Annotated in this window: 13 protein-coding genes; all 13 read left to right on the top strand. The window is 66.3% G+C overall.

All coding sequences use genetic code 11. The annotated features are described in order from the left end of the window. Positions 1-158: 158 nt before the first annotated feature. The 13 genes from AC1ME3_RS09400 to AC1ME3_RS09340 all read left to right on the top strand — a co-directional run bounded on the left by AC1ME3_RS09400 (position 159) and on the right by AC1ME3_RS09340 (position 16,681). Complete coding sequence (locus AC1ME3_RS09400) at positions 159-1,163, top strand: sterol desaturase family protein (RefSeq protein ID WP_480952950.1); 1,005 nt, start codon at positions 159-161, stop codon at positions 1,161-1,163. Further along, complete coding sequence (locus tag AC1ME3_RS09395; RefSeq protein WP_480952949.1) at positions 1,160-1,840, top strand: hypothetical protein; 681 nt, start codon at positions 1,160-1,162, stop codon at positions 1,838-1,840. Before AC1ME3_RS09400 ends, AC1ME3_RS09395 begins: the two co-directional genes overlap by 4 nt. Positions 1,841-1,932: 92 nt before the next feature. Next, entirely contained in the window at positions 1,933-2,871 is a 939-nt protein-coding gene (locus AC1ME3_RS09390) for a LysR family transcriptional regulator (protein WP_480952948.1), read from the top strand. Between the two features lie 160 nt (positions 2,872-3,031). Further along, positions 3,032-4,126 carry a putative urea ABC transporter substrate-binding protein gene (locus AC1ME3_RS09385; RefSeq protein ID WP_480952947.1) on the top strand — a complete coding sequence of 365 codons (1,095 nt, stop codon included), beginning with the start codon at positions 3,032-3,034 and terminating at the stop codon, positions 4,124-4,126. Between the two features lie 164 nt (positions 4,127-4,290). Then, the gene (locus AC1ME3_RS09380; protein WP_480952946.1) at positions 4,291-5,109 is read left to right on the top strand and encodes an ABC transporter permease; all 819 of its coding nucleotides are present in this window, start codon (positions 4,291-4,293) and stop codon (positions 5,107-5,109) included. Next, entirely contained in the window at positions 5,106-5,912 is an 807-nt protein-coding gene (locus tag AC1ME3_RS09375; RefSeq protein WP_480952945.1) for an ABC transporter ATP-binding protein, read from the top strand. The genes AC1ME3_RS09380 and AC1ME3_RS09375 overlap by 4 nt, the downstream gene beginning before the upstream one ends. Then, on the top strand, positions 5,909-6,718 hold the full coding sequence (locus AC1ME3_RS09370; protein WP_480952944.1) for an urea amidolyase associated protein UAAP1: 810 nt from the start codon (positions 5,909-5,911) through the stop codon (positions 6,716-6,718). Before AC1ME3_RS09375 ends, AC1ME3_RS09370 begins: the two co-directional genes overlap by 4 nt. Before the next feature lie 9 nt (positions 6,719-6,727). Further along, positions 6,728-7,351 carry an urea amidolyase associated protein UAAP2 gene (locus tag AC1ME3_RS09365; protein ID WP_480952943.1) on the top strand — a complete coding sequence of 208 codons (624 nt, stop codon included), beginning with the start codon at positions 6,728-6,730 and terminating at the stop codon, positions 7,349-7,351. Next, positions 7,351-10,962: an urea carboxylase gene (gene uca / locus AC1ME3_RS09360; protein ID WP_480952942.1), complete on the top strand. Its 3,612-nt coding sequence runs from the start codon at positions 7,351-7,353 to the stop codon at positions 10,960-10,962. The genes AC1ME3_RS09365 and uca overlap by 1 nt, the downstream gene beginning before the upstream one ends. Further along, on the top strand, positions 10,962-12,749 hold the full coding sequence (gene atzF / locus AC1ME3_RS09355) for an allophanate hydrolase (RefSeq protein WP_480955803.1): 1,788 nt from the start codon (positions 10,962-10,964) through the stop codon (positions 12,747-12,749). Before uca ends, atzF begins: the two co-directional genes overlap by 1 nt. Then, complete coding sequence (locus AC1ME3_RS09350; protein WP_480952941.1) at positions 12,746-14,170, top strand: hybrid sensor histidine kinase/response regulator; 1,425 nt, start codon at positions 12,746-12,748, stop codon at positions 14,168-14,170. The genes atzF and AC1ME3_RS09350 overlap by 4 nt, the downstream gene beginning before the upstream one ends. Next, positions 14,160-15,086 carry a response regulator gene (locus tag AC1ME3_RS09345; RefSeq protein WP_480952940.1) on the top strand — a complete coding sequence of 309 codons (927 nt, stop codon included), beginning with the start codon at positions 14,160-14,162 and terminating at the stop codon, positions 15,084-15,086. The genes AC1ME3_RS09350 and AC1ME3_RS09345 overlap by 11 nt, the downstream gene beginning before the upstream one ends. A gap of 11 nt (positions 15,087-15,097) precedes the next feature. Next, positions 15,098-16,681 (top strand): sulfotransferase family protein, encoded by a 1,584-nt coding sequence (locus AC1ME3_RS09340; protein WP_480952939.1) that lies wholly within the window; start codon positions 15,098-15,100, stop codon positions 16,679-16,681. Positions 16,682-16,711 lie beyond the last annotated feature (30 nt).

Here is a 16,711-nt window from a genome sequence, read left to right as displayed (position 1 = left end):
ACAACTCGCTTTCCGCTATTCACCAGTGAGCGATCCGGGAGCAACCCTCGCTCCCTTTTCGCTTCCACAAAATGGAGCGACATACGTTCGATGACGTATGACGCCGTCCCCCCTTTTCAGGCATCTTACTCGTAGAAGCTTGGCATCGCGGGGTTAGTATGAGCGGAGTTCGTGTCGGCAATAGAGTGATCGGGGCACAGGCACCCGTCATCGTGGGCTGGGAGAATATCCCCAAAGTACAGGGCGGCCCTGCGAAGCAGTTCTTCTTCACCTGGTTCCAGCCGACGATGCTGTTCGCGCTGATAGCGTTCTGGTTCTACGCACCCAATTCCATTGCCAAGGCATCGACCGCGATCGGCATCGGTATCGGCTTCAAAGTGTTGCTGCTGGGCCTCGAATGGCTGGCACCGCGACACGACAGCTGGCGACTGACCTGGAAGGAACTGACCACCGACCTGTTCTATGTCGGCCTTGGTTACACCGTCTTGCGCATGATCGACGGCTATATCGGCGACGGTGCGATGATCGAGGCGATCCAGCATTCGTTCGACTGGGAAAAGTTCGCTTGGTTCACCGGCCTGCCGCTACTGGTGCAAGCGTTGATGATCTCGCTCGTGTTCGACTTCGGGCAATACTGGATGCACCGCGGGATGCATAACTGGCATCTGCTATGGCTGGCACATGCGCCGCATCACTATATTACCCAGCTTAACATCAACAAGGGCGCGGTGGGCAATCCGGTCGAGCTGTTCCTGATCGGTCTCGGCGTTGGCGGGTTCTTCGACTTCGTGCCACGGGCTGCCCTGCTCGCCGGGTCCTTCGGCCTTGCCGTCGGCACTTACCAGCACATCAACGTCCGCTTCAACTCGCCGCGCTGGTGGCGTTTCCTGTTCAACACGACCGAGCATCACAGCGTGCATCATTCGCAGGACTATGAGGCAAGCCGGAGCAATTATTCCAACACCTGGGTGATCATCGATCGCGTGTTCGGGACCTGCGTCGATGGCGAAGCCGAACTGCTCGGGATGGAGGGCGGCCGCCCCATGTCGGTCCGCGAGACGATGACCTACACCTTCACGGAAGGGTGGAAGTCGATCAGGGAACGGTTCGGGCGGCGGTCGAGCGGCAATATGGCGTCGGCGCCGATGGTACCGGCAGAATGACCGGAGCCGCTTCGACCGCAGGCCAGGCCACGGGGTTCGACGCGACCACCCCACGCGCGGCTCTGGGATATTCGGTGTATCGACGCTTTATCGACGGGATCTGGCACGTCGAGGGCAGCCTTCCCCTCGCGCCGGGACAGTCCGTCGACGACGCCTTCGAACGGCTCGACCCTCTGTTCCGCCAGACCGGGACAACCCGCGAACGAGCAGGCGACACGCTGTCGTTCCAAAAGGAAGGCCAGGCTGCGCAGGACAAGATGGCCGTTTTCGATCGCGGCACCCTGCGCGTCGAACACGGAGCGACCAGTCTAGTGTTACGATACCGTCTGGCCAGCCGAGCCTTGCTGTTCTGCTTCCTCGCGCCGCTGCTGTTTCTCGCCTTCGCGCAAGCCACGATCGTTCTCGGCAAGTTCGAGAAGGCGAGGACCGAGGCCAAGGGCAAGAAGCCCGAGGTCAAGAAGCCGCCGGTTGTGTTGAACCCGATCGACAAGGCGTTGGGCGCTCCGGAGCCCGATCCGCCCAAGAAGAAGAGCAAGAAGGACGAGGACGACAAGAAGCCGTCACCGACACCGGGGTATGTCTTTGCGGGCATTTTTGCCGCGCTTTATGCCGTGGGGCGCGTTCTCGAGGATCGTCGGATCAGGAGGCTGTTCCGGAAGCGCCTGCTGGGCGCTTAGCGGCTTCGCAACGCCAGCGACGCATTCCGCACGCGTTGCGCAAGAACGACACGCAGCTAAAGGTGCCCCCGGACAATCCGGGAGCCGAGTGTTTGGACGACAACGCGATCCTGCCTGACAAGACCTTTGCGAGCCGGGTAGACTGGAACCTGTTGCGCACCTTCGTCGAAATCGTTCGGGCGGGTGGCATCGGCGCCGCCGCGCGCAAATTGAACAAGCAGCAACCGAGCATCAGCGCAGCGCTGAAACGGCTGGAGGATCAGGTCGGCGTCGAGCTGCTCAAGCGATCGTCTTCAGGTGTCGAGATGACGCCAGCCGGCACCGCGCTTCTTGGACTGTGCGAGGAGATGCTCGAAGCAGCGAGGATGGTCCCGCATCAGGTCGCGCAGGCCACCAAGCGCGTCGAGGGCATCGTCCGCATCCAGTTGATTTCAGCGGTGGCCTCGACCGAATTCGACGAGGCGATCGTCAGCTTCCACCGCCGCAACCCCAACATCCACATCGAGATCCGCGTCTCGCCTTGGCGCGCGGTCCTCAACGCGCTGGAGCAGGGCGATGCCGAGATCGGCGTCGGCTACGACAGCAACCCGCGAAGCAGCCTGGTCTACGAACCGCTGTTCGTCGAACGCCAGCAACTCTATTGCGCGCGCAGCCACCCCCTTTTCGGACACCGCGTCGACCGGCTGGGAGAACTGAAGGACGAGGGGTTCGTCCTAACCGGCGACGACGAACTCGACACGATCACGCGCCTGCGCCGTCGTTATCGTCTCGGCACCAAGGCAACCGGGCATGCGGAGGACATCAACGAGGCCGCCCGGCTGATTACCCTGGGCGTCGGCATCGGCTTCCTGCCGGTGCTCGCCGCTGCGGATGCCGTCGCCAAGGGCCGGTTGTGGCCGCTGCTGCACGCCGATGCCGAACCCGCCTACGACATATTCCTGCTCGCGCGGGCCGATCCGTCGCGCGACACTGCAACCCAGTTGTTCCTCGACGAAGTCACCCGGCGCCACCGGGCGCAACGCAGGGCATAGATACAGCCTATGCCTTTCATCAGTATTTTACCTCTTCATTGATGATCCCCGGCACGGCAACCTTGTTCCAAGGATGATGCCTTCGTCCGCCGCGTCTGTTCCCGATCATACGGGAGATGGTGGCGCACTGGTATCATCGGGTGGCTAAGGGGTGTGCTTGATGGTGTTTCGACCTTGGCTGAATAGCGTTGCAGCTGTCGTCGTGCTGCTGTCGCTGGGCGGTTGCGGCAGCAAGCCGTCGGGGTCCGCGACCGGCGCAGGCGTCGTGAAGAAGGACTTCACGATCGGCTGGTCGATCTACACCGGGTGGCTGCCATGGGCGTATGCGCAACAGTCCGGGATCGTGAAGAAATGGGCCGACAAATACGGCATCGATATCCGGCTGGTGCAGGTCAACGACTATGTCGAGTCCGTAAACCAGTACGCCGCAGGCAAGCTCGATGGTGTGGTCTGCACGACGATGGATGCCCTGACGATTCCGGCGGCCGGCGGCAAGGACACCACCGTGTTGCTGATCGGCGACTATTCCGACGGCAATGACGGCGTGGTGCTCAAGAACGGCCGAACGATGGCCGACATCAAGGGGCGCTCGGTCAAGCTCGTCGAACTGTCCGTGTCGCATTTCCTGCTCGCGCGCGGGCTGGAACTGAGCGGCATGAAGCTCGCCGACGTGAAGACTGTGAACACCGGCGACGCCGACATCGTCGGGGCGTTCGCCTCGCCTACCGTGAACGCGGTCGTGACCTGGAACCCGCAGCTGTCGACGATCCGCGCGACGCCGGGCGCGACGCAGGTGTTCGACAGCTCGAAGATTCCCAACGAGATCCTCGACACGCTCAACGTCAGCACCGCGACGCTGAAGGCCAATCCGAACCTCGGCAAGGCGCTGGCCGGCATCTGGTACGAGACGATGGCGATCATGACCCGCGACGACGCCGCAGGCCGCGCCGCGCGGGCGACCATGGCCAAGGCCGCGGGCACGACCGAGGCGAGTTTCGACGAACAGCTCAAAACGACGCACCTGTACGCGAAGGCGCAGGACGCGGTCGCCTATGCGGAAAACCCGGACCTGATCACCGTGACCGACCGGGTCCGGCAGTTCAGCTTCGCACACGGCCTGTTCGGTCCGAGCGCGAAGTCCGTCGACACGATCGGCATTACTTTCGCCGGCGGCAAGACGCTCGGCGACACCAAGAACGTGAAGCTGCGGTTCGATCCGAGCTTCATGAAGCTGGCGGCGGACGGCAAGCTGTAGCCTCGCGTCGACTGAACAGAAGAGCGACGTCGGGACAGCCGTTCCGACGGATCTCGCGCCGTGCCGTCGGCATGCATGAAATCCGGGGATGAGATGAGCGTATTGCCACAACATTCCAGCAAGACGATCGACCGGCGCAACCGGACCGACGCAAGGCATCGCCGTTGACGCGGCTTGTCGATATCCGCCTCGGCCGCGGGACGCAGCTTGTGCTGGGCGCGCTGCCGATCGTGGCGCTGCTGTTCGTCTACCTGCTCGCCTCCGAGGCGCGCCACCTCGACAATCCCGCCGACAAAGTGCTGCCGACCTTCGAGGCGATGGCGCAGGCCATTCGCGGGTTCACCACCGATCGCGATCCCTCGACCGATCGCGTCATCCTCGTCGCCGATACGCTGGCGAGTCTCTATCGCCTCGCCATCGGCCTAGCCATTGCGACTGCGAGCGCGCTGGTCCTCGGCCTGCTGCTCGGCGTCATGCCGCTCGCGCGTGCGATACTCGGCCCGACCGTGGCCGTAATCGCGGTCATCCCGCCGGTCGCGGTGCTGCCGATCCTATTCATCGTGCTCGGGCTCGACGAAGCTTCGAAGATCGCGCTGATCGCGATCGGCATCGCACCGTTCATGACACGCGACCTGACCAGCTTCGTCGCCAACCTCCCGGTCGAGCAGACCGTCAAGGCGCAGACGCTCGGCGCCAGTAGCTGGCAATTGGCGATCCGCGTTGCCCTGCCGCAGTTGATGCCGCGCCTGATCGAGGCGCTGCGGCTGTCGATGGGCCCGGCTTGGGTGTTCCTGATCGCGTCCGAGGCGGTCGCCTCAGATGTCGGGCTCGGCTACCGCATCTTCCTGGTCCGGCGCTATTTCGCGATGGACATCATCCTGCCCTACGTCGCCTGGATCTCGCTGCTCGCGATCGCTGCCGACGCGCTGCTGCTGTTCATCAGCCGCCGCGGCTTCCCCTGGGCACATGGGGGCGGCCGGTGACTCCGCTTCTGGAACTCCGCAACATCTGGGTCGAATATGGCGACAAGATCGTGCTCGAACGCGTCTCGCTCGAGATCGCCGAGCGCAGCTTCGTCGCGGTGGTCGGCCCGTCGGGTGCCGGCAAGAGCACGTTCCTCCGCCTGATCCTCGGCCAGGAAGCGCCGACCCGCGGCGCAGTGCTGCTCGATGGCAAGCCGATGCGCGCGGAATGCGGTCCCGATCGCGGCGTCGTGTTCCAGCGCTATTCGGTGTTCCCGCACCTCACCGCGCTGCGCAACGTGATGTTCGGGCTCGAATGCGCGCAGGCTCCCTTCGCCGCGCGGCTGTTCGGGGCGCAACGGCGTGCGGCCCGCGACACCGCGGTCGAGATGCTCGCCGCGGTCGGTCTCGAACACAGCCTCGATGTCTATCCCGCGCAGATGTCGGGCGGCATGCAGCAGCGGCTCGCGATTGCGCAGGCGCTGGTGAAGCATCCCCGCATCCTGCTGCTCGACGAGCCGTTCGGCGCGCTCGACCCCGGCATCCGGCTCGACATGCACGCGCTCATTACCCGGCTCTGGCAGGAGCGCGGGCTGACCATCGTGATGGTGACGCACGACATCGGCGAGGCGTTCAAGCTTGGTACGCGCGTGCTCGCCTTCGACAAGCGCCGCCACGATCCGCACGCGCCGCACCGCTTCGGCGCCACCACCACCTACGACCTGCCGCTCGATCGCAAGACGCTGCCACCGCAGGCGCTGGTCGACGCAATCGGTGGCGGCGATCTTCCACAGCCCGATCTTTTACGGAGACCCTTCGCATGACGACCACCACCGCCGATCCGTACGGCGCCCGCGATCACGCCCGCGCGATGACGGGGACCCGGGTGGAGGCCATGCCCACCCTCCCCGCCGTTGCCGCCGACGCCCCCGGCGAAACCGTCTGGGAAGAGACGATCGCGCCTGCAGGCTATACGTCGCGCCGGATCGCCCGCGGCACACGACTGCGGCTGATCGACGTCGCCGGCGACGCCTGCGCCTCGATGCTGGTCTTCAACGCCGAAACGCCGACCGAACGGCTGAACGTCGCCGACACGCTCAAGGTGCAGTGGAACGGCTATCTCGGTGCGGGTCGGCTGTTGCTGTCGGACATGGGCCGCGTGATGATGACCATCCTCGAGGATGACGCCGGCACGCACGACGCGTTTTGCGGCGCTTCGAACGAGGCATCCAACGCGCGTGCTTACGGCGACGGCAAGAATTACGGCGTGCATCCGAACGCTCGCGACCGCTTCATGCTGGGTGTCGCGAGGCACGGGCTCGATCGCAAGGACGTCCACCCCTGCATCAACTGGTTCAAGGGCGTCCGGATCGCCGAGGACGGCACCACCCTGCCCGAGATCGGTCCGTTCGCGCCGGGCCGGACGCTCGTCCTGCGCGCGGAAATGGACCTGATCGTCGTGCTCGCGAACTGCCCTCACGTGCTCGACACCCGCACCGATTTCACGGTGACGCCGCTGCGCGCGACGGCGTGGCGTGGCGAACCGGCGGCCGAGGACGACCCGATCCGCACCGCGACGCCGGAAGGGCTCCGCGCCTTCCTCAACACCGAAGATCTGTACGCGCGCTGAAGGACCGACATGACCATTGCCCCCCTCCCCGGTACCATCCGCCACGACGAGACCGTCCCCGCCCGCGCACCGTGGATGCACCGCGTCGCCGCTGGTGAAACGCTGCGCATCATCGATCTCGAAGGCAATCAGGCAGTTGATTTCCTGATGTATGCCGCCGCCGACGATTCCGAGCGGTACAGCGCGCAGGACACGATCGCGGCGCAGCGCAACCTGTTCCTGCGCGAGGGCGCGGTGCTGTTGTCGAACGAAGGTCGCGCGATGATGACCATCACCGGGACCAGCGTCGCCTATCACGACACGATCGGCGGCGCCTGCTCGTGCGAGTCCAACACGCTGCGCTACGGCCACCATACCAAGGCCCAGCATAGCTGCGTCGACAATTTCCTAGACGCCAATATCCGCGCCGGGCGCGGCAAGCGCGACATGGTGTCGAACATCAACTTTTTCATGAACGTGCCGGTCGAGGCGGACGGCACGCTCGGCATCGTCGACGGCATCTCCGCGCCCGGGCTGACCGTCGACCTGCGTGCCGACATGGACGTCATCGTGGTCGTGTCCAACTGCCCCCAGGTCAACAATCCCTGCAACGGCTTCAACCCGACGCCTGTGCGTATGCAGGTTTCGGCGTGATGTTCAAAAAGGTCCTGATCGCCAATCGCGGCGCGATCGCCTGCCGCATCATCCGCACGCTGAAGACGATGGGGGTAAGCTCGGTCGCAGTATTCAGCGACGCCGATGCCGGGTCCGCGCACGTTGCTCAGGCCGACGAGGCGGTCCGGATCGGTCCACCGCCAGCGGCAGAGAGCTACCTCAATGTAGAAGCGATCCTCGCCGCGGCCGAGGCGACCGGCGCCGAGGCGATCCACCCCGGTTATGGCTTCCTGTCCGAGAACACCGCGTTCGCCGAGGCATGCGCCGCGCGCGGCATCGCGTTCATCGGTCCGACCCCCGACAACATTCGCGCCTTCGGCCTGAAGCATACCGCACGCGATCTCGCCGCCGCGCAGGGCGTGCCGCTCGCGCCCGGCACCGACCTGCTCCGCGACGAAACTGCAGCGGTCGAGGCGGCAGCGCAGATCGGTTATCCAGTGATCCTCAAGGCGACCGCGGGCGGCGGCGGCATCGGCATGAAGGTCTGTGCCGACGAAGCCGATATCCGCGAGGGCTTCGCCACCGTAGCCCGCCTCGGCGCAGGCAATTTCGGAGACGGCGGCGTGTTCCTCGAACGCTACGTCGCCCGCGCACGCCATATCGAGGTGCAGGTGTTCGGCGACGGCGCGGGCCATGTCGTCTCGCTGGGCGAACGCGATTGCTCGCTCCAGCGGCGCAACCAGAAGGTCGTCGAGGAAACTCCCGCCCCCCTGCTCCCCGCCGCCACGCGTCAGGCGCTGATCGACGCCGCCGTCCGGCTTACTTCCGCCGCCGATTACCGATCCGCGGGAACGGTCGAGTTCCTCTACGACGCCGAACGCGACGACTTCTTCTTCCTCGAGGTCAACACCCGGCTTCAGGTCGAACACGGCGTCACCGAACAGGTCACCGGTGTCGATCTGGTCGAATGGATGGTGCGCGGCGCGGCTGGCGACTTTGCCTTCCTCGACGGTTTCGAGGCGAAGCCAGTCGGCGCGTCGATCCAGGTCCGCCTCTATGCCGAGGATCCTGCGCAGGATTACCGACCGAGTTCGGGCCGGCTGGTCGGCGTCTCGTTTCCGGAAGGCCCGCGTGTCGACAGCTGGATCGCCGCCGGCACCGAGGTATCGAGCTGGTACGATCCGATGCTCGCCAAGCTGATCGTCACCGCACTCACCCGCGACGCCGCGGTGCAAGCAATGCAGGAGGCGCTCGACGCCACGTCAATCGCCGGGATCGAGACCAATCTCGACTGGCTGCGTACCGTCGTGCGCTCGCCGGTGTTCACCAGCGGAGAGGTCTCGACCCGCGCGCTTGCGGACATCGCCTACACGCCGCGGTCGATCCGCGTGCTGGCGGGCGGCGCGTCCACCACGGTCCAGGATTACCCCGGCCGGCTAGGCCTGTGGGATGTGGGCGTACCGCCCTCTGGGCCGATGGACGCACTCGCGTTTCGCCTTGGCAACCGGCTGCTCGGCAACGCGGAAGACACGGCAGGGCTCGAGATCACCGCTGCCGGGCCGACATTGCTCTTCAACGTCGCCACCCGGATCTGCCTGACCGGCGCCGATTTCGGTGCGGCCGTCGATGGCACGCCAGTGTCCTCCTACGAGCCGATCGACATTGCGGCCGGCCAGATCCTCAAGATCGGGCGCGTCGCGGGTGGCGGCATACGCGGCTATATCGCGATCGCCGGCGGGCTCGACGTGCCGCTGTTCCTCGGCAGCCGCAGCGCCTTCACGCTTGGCGAGTTCGGCGGCCATGCCGGGCGGGCGGTGATGACCGGCGACACGCTGCATCTGGCCCGAACCGATCCGCCCAGTGCGCCCGCCGCAACGTTCGCGCTCGCCGACCGACCGACGATCACCCGCGAATGGACGCTCGCCGTCCTCTACGGCCCGCACGGCGCTCCCGACTTCTTCACCCCCGACGACATCGTTATGCTGCGCAGCACGGCTTGGAAGGTGCACTACAATTCCAACCGCACCGGCGTCCGCCTGCTCGGGCCCAAGCCGCACTGGGCACGCAAGGACGGCGGCGAGGCTGGGCTCCACCCGTCGAACATCCATGACAATGCCTATGCGATCGGCGCGGTCGACTTCACCGGCGACATGCCGATCATCCTCGGTCCCGACGGTCCTTCGCTCGGCGGCTTCGTCTGCCCGTTCGTCGTGGCTCAGGCGGATCTGTGGAAGGTCGGCCAACTCGCGCCGGGCGACAGTGTGCGCTTCGTACCGATCGACAACGCGACGGCGATAGCGGCCGAGCAGGCGCAGGACCAACTCGTCGCTACGCTATCGGCTCCGACGGCTGAACCAGCGGAGTCCGACAACGCGCTCGGCTCGCCGATCCTGCGCGCGATCGAGGCGCAAGGCGTACGCCCAGCCGTCACCTATCGTCAGCAGGGCGATCGCAACCTGCTGGTCGAATACGGCCCGATCATGCTTGATCTCGAACTCCGGCTCCGCGTCCACGCGCTGATGCTCGAAGTCGAGAAGGCCGCGCTTGCCGGCATCATCGACGTGACCCCGGGCATCCGCTCGCTGCAGATCCATTACGACAGCCGACGGCTTTCGCAGGCGTCGCTGCTCGATGCGCTCGCCGCGGCCGAAGAGCGGCTTGGTGGCCTCGACGATTTCGAAATCCCGTCCCGCGTGATCTATCTGCCGCTGTCGTGGAAAGACCCGGCGATCTACCAGACGATCGACAAATACATGGAATCGGTGCGCGACGACGCGCCGTGGTGCCCGGACAATATCGAGTTCATACGCCGCGTGAACGGGCTCGACCGCATCGACGACGTGCAGCGGATCGTGTTCGATGCCGAGTATCTCGTGATGGGCCTCGGCGACGTCTATCTCGGCGCACCGGTGGCCACGCCGATCGACCCGCGCCACCGCCTCGTCACCACCAAATACAACCCCGCGCGCACCTGGACGCCGCCCAACGTGGTCGGCATCGGCGGCGCGTACATGTGCATCTACGGCATGGAAGGCCCCGGCGGATACCAGTTGTTCGGCCGCACCATCCAGGTGTGGAACGCCTGGCGCCAGACCGACGCGTTCCGCGACGGCAAGCCGTGGCTGCTGCGCTTCTTCGACCGCATCCGCTTCTTTCCGGTCAGCCACGACGAATTGACCGAGTGGCGCCGCGACTTCCCGCTCGGCCGGCGCGCCATCCGGATCGAGGAGGAAGTGTTCCGCCTCTCGGAATACCGCGCCTTCCTCGCCGACAACGCCTCGTCGATCACCGCATTCCAGACGCAGCGCCAGGCGGCGTTCGATGAGGAACGTGCGGACTGGGAACGCAACGGCGAGTTCGACCGCGTCGCTGCCCTGACCGAGGAAGCGGACGCAGGTGCAACGACTGCCGAGATCGACGTGCCCGAAGGCTGCGAACTGGTCGAGGCACCGTTCGGCGGTAGCTTGTGGAAGTTGATGGTCGCCGTAGGGGCGGAAGTAACGGAAGGCGACACGATCGGCATCATCGAGGCGATGAAGATGGAATCCCCCGTGATCAGCCCCGTCACGGGTACGATACGCCGCATCTACGTTCAGGAGCGACAACCGCTCTCGCCCGGCGGCGCGATGCTCGCGGTGGAGGTGGCGTGATGGACGTCGCCTTCCAGGTCGGTGACATCGCCGCCGCGGTTACGTCTGGGCGTACCGATGCGGTCAGCGTCGCCCGAGCCGCGTTGGCACGTATCGACGCCTATGCGGCGATCCAGTCCGCGGTATGGATCACCCGTATCGCCGATGCCGATGTCCTGGCGTACGCACGCCGCGTCGACGCACGGATCGCCGCAGGAGAGGTACTGCCGCTTGCCGGGGTGCCGTTCGCGACCAAGGACAATATCGACTTGGCGGGCGTACCAACCACCGCCGCGTGCCCAGACTTTGCTTACACCCCGACCATCTCTGCCGAGGTGGTCGAACGCCTAATCACGGCCGGCGCGATCCCGATGGGCAAGACCAACCTCGACCAGTTCGCGACGGGCCTCAACGGCACCCGCAGCCCCTACGGCGCACCCGCATGCGTATTCAACCGTGCCTATGTCAGTGGCGGATCGAGTTCCGGCTCGGCAGTGGCGGTCGCGGCCGGACTGGTAGCGTTCGCGCTCGGCACCGACACCGCCGGATCGGGTCGCGTCCCCGCCGCGTTCAACGGCCTGATCGGCATGAAACCGACCAAGGGCCGCTGGAGCACCGCCGGGCTGGTGCCGGCGTGTCGCACGCTCGACTGCATCACCGTGCTGGCTCACACCATCGCGGACGCGCGCGCGATCGACACGGTGGTCGCCGGCTTCGACCGCACCGACGCCTATTCACGCCCGCGCGAGGACCGCCCCGTCGCCACGCGCCGGATTGGCATACCAGCACCGGATCAACGCATCTTCCTCAGCGATGCAGCCGCCGCCCGCCTGTACGAACAGGCACTGGCGACGTTGGCCGCGGACGGCGCAGAACTGGTGGAGGTGAACATGGCGCCCCTGCGCGAGGCGGCGATGCTGCTCTACGGCGGCCCCTGGGTGGCGGAACGCACGGCTGCCGCCTTGCCGCTGCTCGATACGCACCCCGAGGCGATCGACCCGACCGTGCGCGCGATCATGGAGGCCGGGCGTTCCGTCAGCGGCGTGGACGTGTTCGAGGGCCAGTATCGGCTCGCCGCGCTTCAGCGGATCGCGGACACGATGTGGCAGGATATCGACCTGCTCGCGCTGCCGACGACGCCGACGATCTACCGGATCGCCGAGATGCGCGCGGCACCGATCGCGCTCAACAGCAACCTCGGTCTCTACACCAATTTCGTCAACCTGCTCGACATGGCGGCGCTCGCGCTGCCCGCCGGCTGGCGGGACAACGGCACCGGTTTCGGCATCACGCTGATCGCGCCCGCCTGGACCGACCAGGGCCTGCTCAACGCCGGCGAGGCCTATCTCGCCGCCGCCGCGCTTCCCCCACCCCCGCCCCTGAACATCGAGGATAGTATGGAAACCGTGAAACTCGCTGTCGTCGGCGCGCATCTCGAAGGCATGCCGCTCCACTGGCAGCTGACATCCCGCGAGGCGCGGCTGGTCAGTGCCACCACCACCGCGCCAACCTATCGACTGTACGCGATGGCCAATTCCACACCGCCCAAGCCTGCGCTGATCCATGTCGGCGAAGACGACGGCGCCGCGATCGCAGTGGAAGTGTACGAACTCGACGTCGCCGCTTTCGGCAGCTTCGTCGTGGAGGTCCCCGCGCCCCTTGCGATCGGCTCGGTGACGCTCGCCGACGGATCGACCGTCAAGGGCTTCGTCGCCGAGCCGCGCGCGATCTTCGGCGCCGAGGACATCACCGCGCTCGGTGGCTGGCGCGCCTATATCGCCACGCTGCCGCGTCCAGGCGGGTCATGACCGCGGCGAACGCATCCCATGCGGCGACCCTGGCCGAGCTTGAGCGCGCCAAGGTCTCGGCCGAGGCCGCCAACGAGGCGAAGACCCGCTACCTCGTCGCGGTCAGCCATGAGATCCGTTCGCCCCTCAACGTCATCTACGGCTATGCGCAGCTGCTGGAACGCGACGACACGCTGTCGGGTGCGGAAGTCGGGACGATCATCCGCCGCTCCGCCGAACACGTCACTAATTTGGTCGAGGGCCTGCTCGAAATATCGCGGATCGAGAGCGGTGTCCTGACCATCCGATCGGACCTCATCGATATCCGTGGGCTGTTCGACCACATCGTCGACATGTTCCGGATGCAGGCCACCGCCAAGGGCCTGACGCTGACACTCGACGTCGACGATCGGCTACCGATGCAAGTGAAGGCGGACGAGAAGCGCCTGCGTCAGATCCTCATCAACCTCGTCTCCAACGCGATCAAATACACCCAATCGGGCAGCGTCGCCGTCAAGGTCCGCTACCGCAGCCAGGTCGCCGATATCGAGGTTCGCGATACCGGCATCGGGATTGCCGCGGGTGACCTGGACCGCGTGTTCGAACCGTTCGAGCGCGGCAACTCGGCGGAGGCGCAAAGTCAGCCGGGCATCGGCCTGGGCCTCGCCATCACACGCGTGCTGGCCAGCGTGCTCGGCGGCGACATCGCGGTGGAGAGCACGCCGGGCGTCGGGAGCAGTTTCCGCTTCCGCATCATGCTGCCCGCCCCGATGGTCGCATCGCGCGCGCCCATGCAGGGGGCGAGGATCACCGGCTATGCGGGACCGCCGAGGACCGTCTTGGTGATCGACGACGATCCTGCGCAGCGTGCCATCCTCCAGTCGCTGCTCACCGCGCTGGGTTTCGTGGTGCACACCGCAGCGAATGGAACGGACGGGCTCCTGCTGGCCGAGCGTACGCCCGCCGATATCGTCTTGCTCGACATCCAGATGCCCGGGATGAGCGGGTGGGACGTTGCTGCCCGGTTACGCGCGAGCCACGGCGCTTCGCTGCGGATCGTGATGGTGTCCGCCGACGTGCATGAACTCAACAACGGTGGGGAAGACCGCAGCAACCACGATGCGTTCGTGACGAAGCCGGTCGAACTCGACGCGCTGATCTCGCTGATCGGCACGCAGCTCGATTTGCGCTGGGACGAGGCAGCGGCACCCGACATACCCGAGACCCGTGCAGCATTGTCCCCCCTGCCCGCAGCGGCCTGGCCCTTCCTCGATCGCCTACGGGACCTCGCGAGGATCGGTCACCTCCGCGGGTTGGAAAACGCGCTCGATATGTTCGAGCAGACGATACCGACCGCCGCCCCCTTTGTTGCCGTGCTCAGGCGCCAGTTGATCGACCTCGATCTCGCCTCGTTCCAGAAGACGCTCGACGATGCGCGTTGAACCCGCAGAGGCGGCACGGCCAGTCATCCTGATCGTCGACGACACGCCCGAGGCGTTGCGGTTCCTGACCACGACGATCGAGAGCGCCGGGATGACCGTCCTGATCGCGATCGACGGTCTCGCCGCGCTCGCGCTGTTGAAGAACATCACGCCCGACCTGATCCTGATGGACGCGGTGATGCCCAATCTGGACGGGTTCGAGACGACCCTGCGGATCAAGGCCATTCCGGCGTTCCAGCATCTGCCGATCATCTTCATGACCGGGCTGACCGAAACCGAGCATGTCGTCCGCGGGCTCAACGCCGGCGGCATCGACTTCGTCAGCAAGCCGATCGTGATCGAGGAGCTGCTGGCCCGCATCCGCGTGCACCTGGCCACCGCACGCGTCGCGCATGGCAGCCAGCTCGCACTCGACATGAGCGGCCGGCCAGCCTTGGCGGTCGACGGCGCGGGCGAGCCGCAATGGCTGACCCCGGCTGCGAGCGCGATGCTCGAACGGCTGTTCCCCGGCTGGTCCTGCGCATCCTGTGGGCTGCCCATGCCTTTCCTGGCGGCGCTGCGCGCGTTGCAGGCTAGCCCCCCAATGCCGGGAGCGCGCGTCACCGTGGCAGCCGGCGATCGCACGCTGGAAGCCGGCCTGCTGCGCAACACCGCCGCGGACCAATGGGTGTTCCGCCTGACCGAACGCCACGAAGGCGAGGAGCAGGCGATGCTCGCCGCCCAGCACGGGCTCACCTCGCGCGAGGCCGAAGTCCTGCTCTGGATTAGCCGCGGCAAGCAGAACCGCGAGGTCAGCGAGATACTGGAGATCAGTCCGCGCACCGTGAACAAGCATCTCGAACAGATTTTCGAGAAGATGGGCGTAGAGAACCGGGCGTCGGCGACCGCGATCGCCGTCACCACGCTGACGCGCTAGGCCGAGGGCGCATGGATCGAACCGCAGACACGGCCACCCGCGCCTTCGCTATCCGAGCGGCGCTCGCCCGTGGCGACAACGAGGGCGCGCTTGCCGCCGCGACCCGCTGGCGCACGGAAGCGCCGGACGCAGCCGAGGCGCATTTTCTCGCCGGGATCGGCACGGCCGCGCTCGGCAAGGTGCGCATCGCGATAGACCTGATCGAAACGGCCGTCACGCTTGACGGGTGCGGCGAATATCAGGCGCAACTCGCCCGCCTCTACACGCTCGTCCGGCGGGATGCGGACGCCGCATCGGCGCTCGCCGCCGCCGAGCTGTCACCGCCGACCGACGCGCTCGGGCGCGACACGATGGGCTGCGTCTATGCCCGGCTGGGCGATCATGCCGCGTCGCTTCCCCACTTCGCCGAAGCCGTGCGGCGCGCGCCAGGGAACACCGCGTTCCGCTACAACCAGGCCGCCGCGCTGAGCTTCCTCGGGCGGCAGGACGAAGCGGAACTCGCGTTGGAAGGCCTGCTCGCCTTGGCCCCGGAGGACGCCCGCGCGCACCATCTTCTGGCCGGGTTGCGCCGCCAGACACCGGATCGCAATCATGTCGACCGGCTCTCGACCGTACGCGAGGCTACGCGGGCACCGCGGGATCGCCTGCTGCTCGGCTATGCGCTCGCAAAGGAGATCGACGACCTCGCGAATCCCCGCGCCGCGTTCGCCATCCTCGCCGAGGCCAATGTCGAGCACCGCACAACCCTGCCGTATCGCTTCGCCGACGATGCCATCAATTTCGATGCGGTCGAGGCGTGCTGGCCGACGATCGCGAAGGCTCGGGTCGCGAACCCATCACCCGCATCGCCGATCTTCATCGTCGGCATGCCGCGCACGGGCACGACGCTGGTCGACCGCATCCTGTCGTCGCACCCCGACGTCGAGAGCGCCGGCGAACTCCAGGCGATGCCGCTCGCGGTAAAAGCCGCGGCGGGAACGCGCAGCCGGACCGTGCTCGATCCCGAGACGATCCGCGCTGCCGCCAGCGCAGACCTCGGCGCGATCGGTCGAGACTATCTCGCTCGCGCCGCATCCCACGCCTCCGGTACGAAACCGCGTATCATCGACAAATTCCCGGGCAATTTCCTGTATGTCGGCATTATCGCCCGCGCCCTGCCCAACGCGACGATCGTCTGCCTCCGCCGCAACCCGATGGACACGATCATCGCCAACTTCCGCAACCTGTTCGCGGTCGGATCGCGCTATTACGACTATAGCTACGACCTGCTCGACATTGCCGCCTATTACCAACGCTTCGACCGCATGATGACGCTGTGGCGCGAGGTGCTGCCCGGCCGCGTGCTCGAACTCCAGTACGAGACGCTCGTCGACAACCAGCGGCAGGAAACAGCCCGCCTGCTAGACCATTGCAGGCTGGACTGGTCGGATGCCTGCCTCGATTTCCATACCAACGCCGCGCCCGTCTCGACGCCTAGCGCCGCGCAGGTCCGGCGGCCGCTGTACCGGGACTCGATCGATCGCTGGCGCCTGCACGCCGATGCGCTGGCGCCTGCACGCGACTTCCTGGAGCGCCACGGGATCACCGTCGACTAGCCGCCGGCGTACGTCATTCGCACACCTGCG

The sequence above is a fragment of the Sphingomonas sp. BL2 genome (genome assembly GCF_056680015.1).
This window is presented reverse-complemented; position numbering and strand designations above follow the sequence as displayed.

What these genes read in the sequence shown, in the direction of transcription:
- AC1ME3_RS09400 (WP_480952950.1), top strand. Translation starts at nt 159, where the DNA reads ATGAGCGGAGTTCGTGTCGGCAATAGAGTGATCGGGGCACAGGCACCC.
- AC1ME3_RS09395 (WP_480952949.1), top strand. Translation starts at nt 1,160, where the DNA reads ATGACCGGAGCCGCTTCGACCGCAGGCCAGGCCACGGGGTTCGACGCG.
- AC1ME3_RS09385 (WP_480952947.1), top strand. Translation starts at nt 3,032, where the DNA reads ATGGTGTTTCGACCTTGGCTGAATAGCGTTGCAGCTGTCGTCGTGCTG.
- AC1ME3_RS09370 (WP_480952944.1), top strand. Translation starts at nt 5,909, where the DNA reads ATGACGACCACCACCGCCGATCCGTACGGCGCCCGCGATCACGCCCGC.
- AC1ME3_RS09365 (WP_480952943.1), top strand. Translation starts at nt 6,728, where the DNA reads ATGACCATTGCCCCCCTCCCCGGTACCATCCGCCACGACGAGACCGTC.
- uca (WP_480952942.1), top strand. Translation starts at nt 7,351, where the DNA reads ATGTTCAAAAAGGTCCTGATCGCCAATCGCGGCGCGATCGCCTGCCGC.
- atzF (WP_480955803.1), top strand. Translation starts at nt 10,962, where the DNA reads ATGGACGTCGCCTTCCAGGTCGGTGACATCGCCGCCGCGGTTACGTCT.
- AC1ME3_RS09350 (WP_480952941.1), top strand. Translation starts at nt 12,746, where the DNA reads ATGACCGCGGCGAACGCATCCCATGCGGCGACCCTGGCCGAGCTTGAG.
- AC1ME3_RS09345 (WP_480952940.1), top strand. Translation starts at nt 14,160, where the DNA reads ATGCGCGTTGAACCCGCAGAGGCGGCACGGCCAGTCATCCTGATCGTC.
- AC1ME3_RS09340 (WP_480952939.1), top strand. Translation starts at nt 15,098, where the DNA reads ATGGATCGAACCGCAGACACGGCCACCCGCGCCTTCGCTATCCGAGCG.